Source organism: Pseudanabaena sp. SR411, from assembly GCF_002251945.1.
Classification (GTDB): Bacteria; Cyanobacteriota; Cyanobacteriia; order Pseudanabaenales; family Pseudanabaenaceae; genus Pseudanabaena.
In genome coordinates, this window is the sequence record NZ_NDHW01000264.1 from 1 (window position 1) to 5,425 (window position 5,425).

A 5,425-nucleotide genomic window follows, 5' to 3' on the forward strand; every position below is an offset into this window, starting at 1 on the left:
TTGAACTGCTTCTGCCAATCTTTGAGATCTAACGGCTTGTTCAGAAGCGCTTCGTTTTGGTTCATTTTTTTACTGTCTTTTTATTTCATATTTTACCATGCCTTACAGCGGGAAGGGAGTAGAAGCACAACAAGCTTATGCAAGGGCGATCGGTCTCACCGAAGACGCAGCTATCCGCGAGTTCCTTCTCACTCAATCTCTTCCATTGAAAGAGTAGACTTAGACTCCGCTCCTAGAGGAGCTTAGCCAACGATCGCCCCATCTTGCACAAAAATCTTACGCTTAGTTTGGGCGGCGATATCTGGCTCATGGGTGACGATGACGATTGTGATATCTTGAGCATTGAGATCGCTAAACAAATTCATTACCTCCTGCGAAGTTTGGGAATCTAGCGCACCAGTTGGCTCATCTGCTAGAAGTAGTGCGGGTTGATTGACCAACGCACGGGCGATCGCAACTCGTTGTTGTTGTCCGCCAGAGAGTTGATTGGGTCGATTGGATAGGCGATCGCCTAAACCAACTTTTACTAAGGCTTCTTCGGCACGCGATCGGCGATCAGCTTTGGGAACTCCTGCATAGACCATTGGCAACATCACATTTTCTAAAGCTGTTGCTCGTGATAAGAGATTGAACTGCTGAAACACAAAACCAAGGCGTTGATTGCGGATATAGGCTAAATCATCTTTTTCTAAACTGGTGAGGTTTAGCTCTTCTAAATAATATTCTCCACCCGTAGGGCGATCGAGACAGCCAATGATATTCATTAATGTGGATTTACCCGATCCCGATGCGCCCATAATCGAGACATATTCACCCGAAGCGATATGCAGATTAATCCCTTTGAGAATTGGTACATCAACCTCACCAATTCGATAACTTTTGATGATATTTTCCATTGTAATCATGATTATTTCTCCCAATTATTCGCTACGCAGAGCCGTAATCGGATCGAGTCGGGCGGCATTTCTAGCGGGAATTACTCCAGCAATTAGCCCCACGGAAGTTGATAAGCCAAACCCGATCGCGACGGCGCTTCCAGAAATGATGAAGGGAAACTTAAAGGAACTTGCGGCAACGAATGTAAGCCCAATCCCAATAACGATGCCAATCGTACCGCCAACTACGGAAATAATCACGGACTCGGTGAGAAACTGGCTAAGAATAGCGCTATCAGTTGCGCCTAAAGCTTTTCTCACACCAATTTCGCGAGTGCGTTCAACTACAGAAACTAACATAATATTGGCAATGCCAATGCCGCCCACCACTAGAGAGATACCTGCAATCCCCACAATCATCACTGTAAATAGGCTCAAAATTGTCGTGAATGTTGCCAGAATATCGGCTTGATTAGTGACGCGAAAATCATCGTTTTCTGGAACATCAATGTTATGGAGCAATCGTAGAATATTGGTAACTTGGAACTTGACGATTTCCAGTTGTGATTCATCTTGACCTTTAATGTAAATACCATTTATAGAAGTTCCCATCAATGAGTTATTGCCAATCACACGGGCAGACATCGTGGTTAAGGGAATATAGACCGTATCATCACGATCTTGCGGACCTTGTGATCCCTTTGCTTCCATTACCCCAATCACAACATAAATCTCACCTTGAATCCGAATCTTTTGTCCAATGGGATCGACATTGGCAGGAAACAGATTTTTCTGAACTGTCGGCGCAATCACAGCAACCGAGGCAGCCGAATTTAGTTCTTCTGCATTAAAAAAACGTCCTGTTTTGGGAAAGGTATTACGCGCTTTAGGAAAGTTTAGGTCGGTTCCATAAACTGAGGTCGAAGTGTTTTTCTCGCCATAAACTATTTGAGTATTGCGTTGCAGATAGGCTGCAACTACAGTTGCTGAAGGTGCTTGTTCTGCGATCGCCTTAGCATCTTCCCAAGTCAAAGTTGTTACTGAGCCTTGAGCTTGGCTTACACCACCACTTTGAGCAGAACCCACCATCACTTGCAAAACATCGGTTCCCAATCCACGAATATTATCTTCAGTAGATTTTTGTATGCCTTGCCCAATTGAAGAAATGGCAATCACCGATGAAATCCCAATAATTACGCCGAGCATAGTCAAACCACTACGGAGTTTATTGCCCCAGAGTGCTGCGATCGCCATTTCTGAAACTTCTAAAAGCGATACTTTGTATGGACGATGTTTAATTAAAGTCATAAAATTTCCTGTTCTAATTTTCTACCTCCTAGCCAATCAATCATGGTGCTGGTGCTTTAGGAAGATTTAGCCCTAATGGAGTTGATTGCTCTTTAAAGGGTGAACTCAAAATAATTTGCTCATTGCCTTGTAGCCCTGATTTCACCTCGGTTTGCGTCCCTATAGTTAGCCCCGTTTGAATTGGTTTAAATATAGGTTGGCGATCGCTACTCATCACAAATACGCCTTCACCTTCTGCTTGCTTGACTACCGCCGCGTTAGGAACCAGCAAAGCATTCTCCAAACGACCAATCTCAAATTGAGCTTCCACATTCATCCCAGATTTTAATTTTTCGGCGGTTGGCGAGGTAATCGATACCCGTACCTCAAAGCTGGTGACATTCTGTGAAACCGTTGCTTGAGGCGCAATCTGTTCCACTTTGCCTGTGAAGGTTTCACCAAGAAAGGCATCGGCTTTAATCTTCACCGATTGACCTAATTTAACTTTGGAAATCTGTGATTCTGAGAGATTGACGACAACTTGGAGGCGATTACTCGCAAGCGTCAGAATCGATGATGACGAAGCGGAAGCGCCACTACCTGCGATCGAAGGACTTACGAAAGCACCTACATCCGCATATTTTTTGATTACAATTCCATCAAAGGGCGCGACAACTTGAGTATCATCCAATTGCGTTTGAATTGATTGCAGACTGCCTAACGCCGACTCAACTCTGGCGCGGGCTTCCGTAATATCCTCACTGCGAGAACCTGTCTGAGATAGCACCAGTGATTGCTGCGACTGTAAGACTGAGGCTTGCGCTATGTCGCGAGAAGTAACTGCTTTTTGGTAAGTTTGACGGGAAATAGCACCTGATTCATACAGCGATTTATTGCTATTGAGATCTTCTTCTGCTTGGCGCAATTCTATTTGGGCGCTGTTTAATTGAAATTGAGCTTTAGCAATATCCTCTGGACGGTTACCTGCTACCAGACTCTGCAAACTAGCTTCCTGCTGTGCAATTTGACCTTCCGCTTGAATCATTTGTCCACGCAATCCTGAATCATCCATGATGGCGATCGCTTGACCTTGCCGCACGCGATCGCCTTCTTTGACTAGTAAAGTTTTGATGACTCCTGATGATTTGGGACTGAGATTAATTGAACGCTCTGGATTTATAGTCCCATTGGCGGTAATGCTAATCGGCACTGTTTTTCGCTCTACTGATTGGGTGAGTAGTTCTGCTTGCGATCTATTTGTTGAAGCCGAATTTAAAATTTGGAATCCCCAACTGCCAGATCCTAAAAACAGCACAATCAGTAATCCCCACTTAAACCGTTTTTGTTGCCACAAGGGTTTCTTAGCTGATGCTTGAGTGGATTTTAAGTTAGAAACAGAGTCAGACAACATAACTTTTCTCCAAGAAAATAAGAGTCAGGTTTAGCAGAATAAGTAAGCACTTACTTATTAATTAGTTAAAAAAATTTACACTTCGGGAGCAATACCAGCCCACAAAGTCTCAATCAAATTGTGGATAAATAGTTTAGGCTCAATCAACTTAGGCGTTGCAAAGGGCATTGGTATCGGTGACCTCCGAATATTCTCTGTAATCACGTAATTGCTGATTGCACCTGTAATCATGTGGGCAACAGTTATCGAGTCACAAGTTCGGAGATAACCTAGAGCGATCGCCCGATCAAGAAATTCTGACAACAGTTGAGTATCCCTAACTTGCGGTGGCGGCGGTGGAAGTGCCAAATTTCCACGGTTCATCATCATCAGTACCCGTTGTAGGACATCCTGATAAAAGGCAAGCATCTGTTCGCAAATTTCGGTCAGTTCTGACTTGATATTGGCGGTGGGAGTTTTGCTAGACAACGCTTTTACCCATTTCGGGGTTTCCGAAATGCCCATTGCCTCCATAAATAAAGCCTTTTTGGTAGCAAAACGTTTGAATATCGATGCTTCCGATATCCCTGCTTTTTCAGCGATCGCCAGCGTTGAAGCGCTGGCACCTTCCTCTAAAAAAACTTGTCGTGCAGCAGCGAGGATTTCTTCATTAGTAATTTTAGGAGGGCGAGACATAAATAAGTAAGTGCTTACTTTTTAATAGTAATTCTATATCTAGAAAACTGTCAAGGGGCGATCGAAACTTTGTAATTGGGGTAATGCGATCGCTTAGGGTAACCACTTCAGTAGGTAGAGAGTTGAGGAAATCTATCGAACTTGAGTTAAAGTAGAAATCTGTGGTATTTTGCCACTCAGTAGAGTAGTTAAACGGCAATTGCGTTAAAAATATAAGTTCTGCTGCTTCAGTTACGGTTTGTGGGCGTAGTTGGAAACTTATCGGTCATAGCATGAAGTCAGCGTATTTTGAAAGCTATCGCTGATGTCGATTACTGAAGTTGGCTAGAATGTTGTGTCAGTTCCTCAGAGTCACCGTAATACCAATCCATCTTTTAACGAAGTTCTTTATGCTGACTGAACAAAACAAAGCTCTCATTCTCCAGTTTTACAAAGCCTTTGATGATCGCCAAATGGATCAAGCTCTAGATCTTCTGTCTCCAAATTTTGTTGCTCATCAAGCAGGTATACCTGAGCCATTAAACAGAGAAAGGTTTAAGCAGTTTGGAATGTCGTTTTACTTAGCATTCAGTCAGGGGCAACACGTTTTTGATGAGGTCATTGTTTCAGGCGATAGGGTTGTAACGTGCGGAACATTCACCGCGATACATCTTGGCGAATTTCAAGGTCTTCCACCAACAGGTAGGCAAATCAGTTTGTCGATCATGCACATTGATCGATTAGAAGACGGAAAAATTGTGGAGCATTGGGGACATGGCGATGCACTCGGATTGATGCAGCAGTTAGGACTTGTCTTTTTGCCCGGACCGAAATTATTACTGCCTATTCTGAAAGGCATTGCATCCAAGCTGTTTAAAAAATCTGGATAAAAATAAGATTTATAATTGCAGTTGACATTAGCATAACGGATCTGTTGGAGTGGACTAGCAACATTAGTTAGTGTTGTGCAAAAGCTGTTTGATAGCCGCTCAAGAGATCCGTTATGTATGATCGGAATCCAAAACTATGCCACTTTATACATACATTGTTACCTACGAAGATTCTAATTATGTAGGTCAAGGAAACCATAGCAATTTTAAAGGCTTTGTAACCCACATTCCGCTCGTAATGGAATGAGAAAAACAATTACGAAACAGGTGCAGGGAGCAAATAATAGCGTTGGCAGGTGGGAGAAAAA

5 protein-coding genes are annotated in these 5,425 nt (G+C 43.2%); 1 reads left to right on the top strand and 4 read right to left on the bottom strand.

Annotation, left to right across the window (positions count from 1 at the left end):
* Positions 1 to 242 precede the first annotated feature (242 nt).
* The 4 genes from B9G53_RS26500 to B9G53_RS26515 all read right to left on the bottom strand — a co-directional run bounded on the left by B9G53_RS26500 (position 243) and on the right by B9G53_RS26515 (position 4,248).
* A complete protein-coding gene (locus tag B9G53_RS26500; RefSeq protein WP_094536410.1) occupies positions 243 to 905 on the bottom strand; it encodes an ABC transporter ATP-binding protein in 663 nt (220 codons plus the stop codon).
* 15 nt (positions 906 to 920) lie between these two features.
* Positions 921 to 2,183, bottom strand: a complete 1,263-nt coding sequence (locus B9G53_RS26505; RefSeq protein WP_094536411.1) for an ABC transporter permease — start codon at positions 2,181 to 2,183, stop codon at positions 921 to 923.
* A gap of 40 nt (positions 2,184 to 2,223) precedes the next feature.
* Positions 2,224 to 3,573, bottom strand: a complete 1,350-nt coding sequence (locus B9G53_RS26510) for an efflux RND transporter periplasmic adaptor subunit (protein WP_094536412.1) — start codon at positions 3,571 to 3,573, stop codon at positions 2,224 to 2,226.
* 75 nt (positions 3,574 to 3,648) lie between these two features.
* Positions 3,649 to 4,248, bottom strand: a complete 600-nt coding sequence (locus B9G53_RS26515; RefSeq protein ID WP_094536413.1) for a TetR/AcrR family transcriptional regulator — start codon at positions 4,246 to 4,248, stop codon at positions 3,649 to 3,651.
* Positions 4,249 to 4,637: 389 nt separating this feature from the next.
* On the opposite strand from B9G53_RS26515, the gene B9G53_RS26520 reads away from it, so the two are divergent.
* On the top strand, positions 4,638 to 5,117 hold the full coding sequence (locus tag B9G53_RS26520; RefSeq protein WP_094536414.1) for an ester cyclase: 480 nt from the start codon (positions 4,638 to 4,640) through the stop codon (positions 5,115 to 5,117).
* Positions 5,118 to 5,425: the final 308 nt, after the last annotated feature.

Excerpts from the sequence above, each read along its gene's own strand:
- B9G53_RS26505 (WP_094536411.1), bottom strand. The coding sequence starts at position 2,183 with ATGACTTTAATTAAACATCGTCCATACAAAGTATCGCTTTTAGAAGTT.
- B9G53_RS26515 (WP_094536413.1), bottom strand. The coding sequence starts at position 4,248 with ATGTCTCGCCCTCCTAAAATTACTAATGAAGAAATCCTCGCTGCTGCA.
- B9G53_RS26500 (WP_094536410.1), bottom strand. The coding sequence starts at position 905 with ATGATTACAATGGAAAATATCATCAAAAGTTATCGAATTGGTGAGGTT.
- B9G53_RS26510 (WP_094536412.1), bottom strand. The coding sequence starts at position 3,573 with ATGTTGTCTGACTCTGTTTCTAACTTAAAATCCACTCAAGCATCAGCT.
- B9G53_RS26520 (WP_094536414.1), top strand. The coding sequence starts at position 4,638 with ATGCTGACTGAACAAAACAAAGCTCTCATTCTCCAGTTTTACAAAGCC.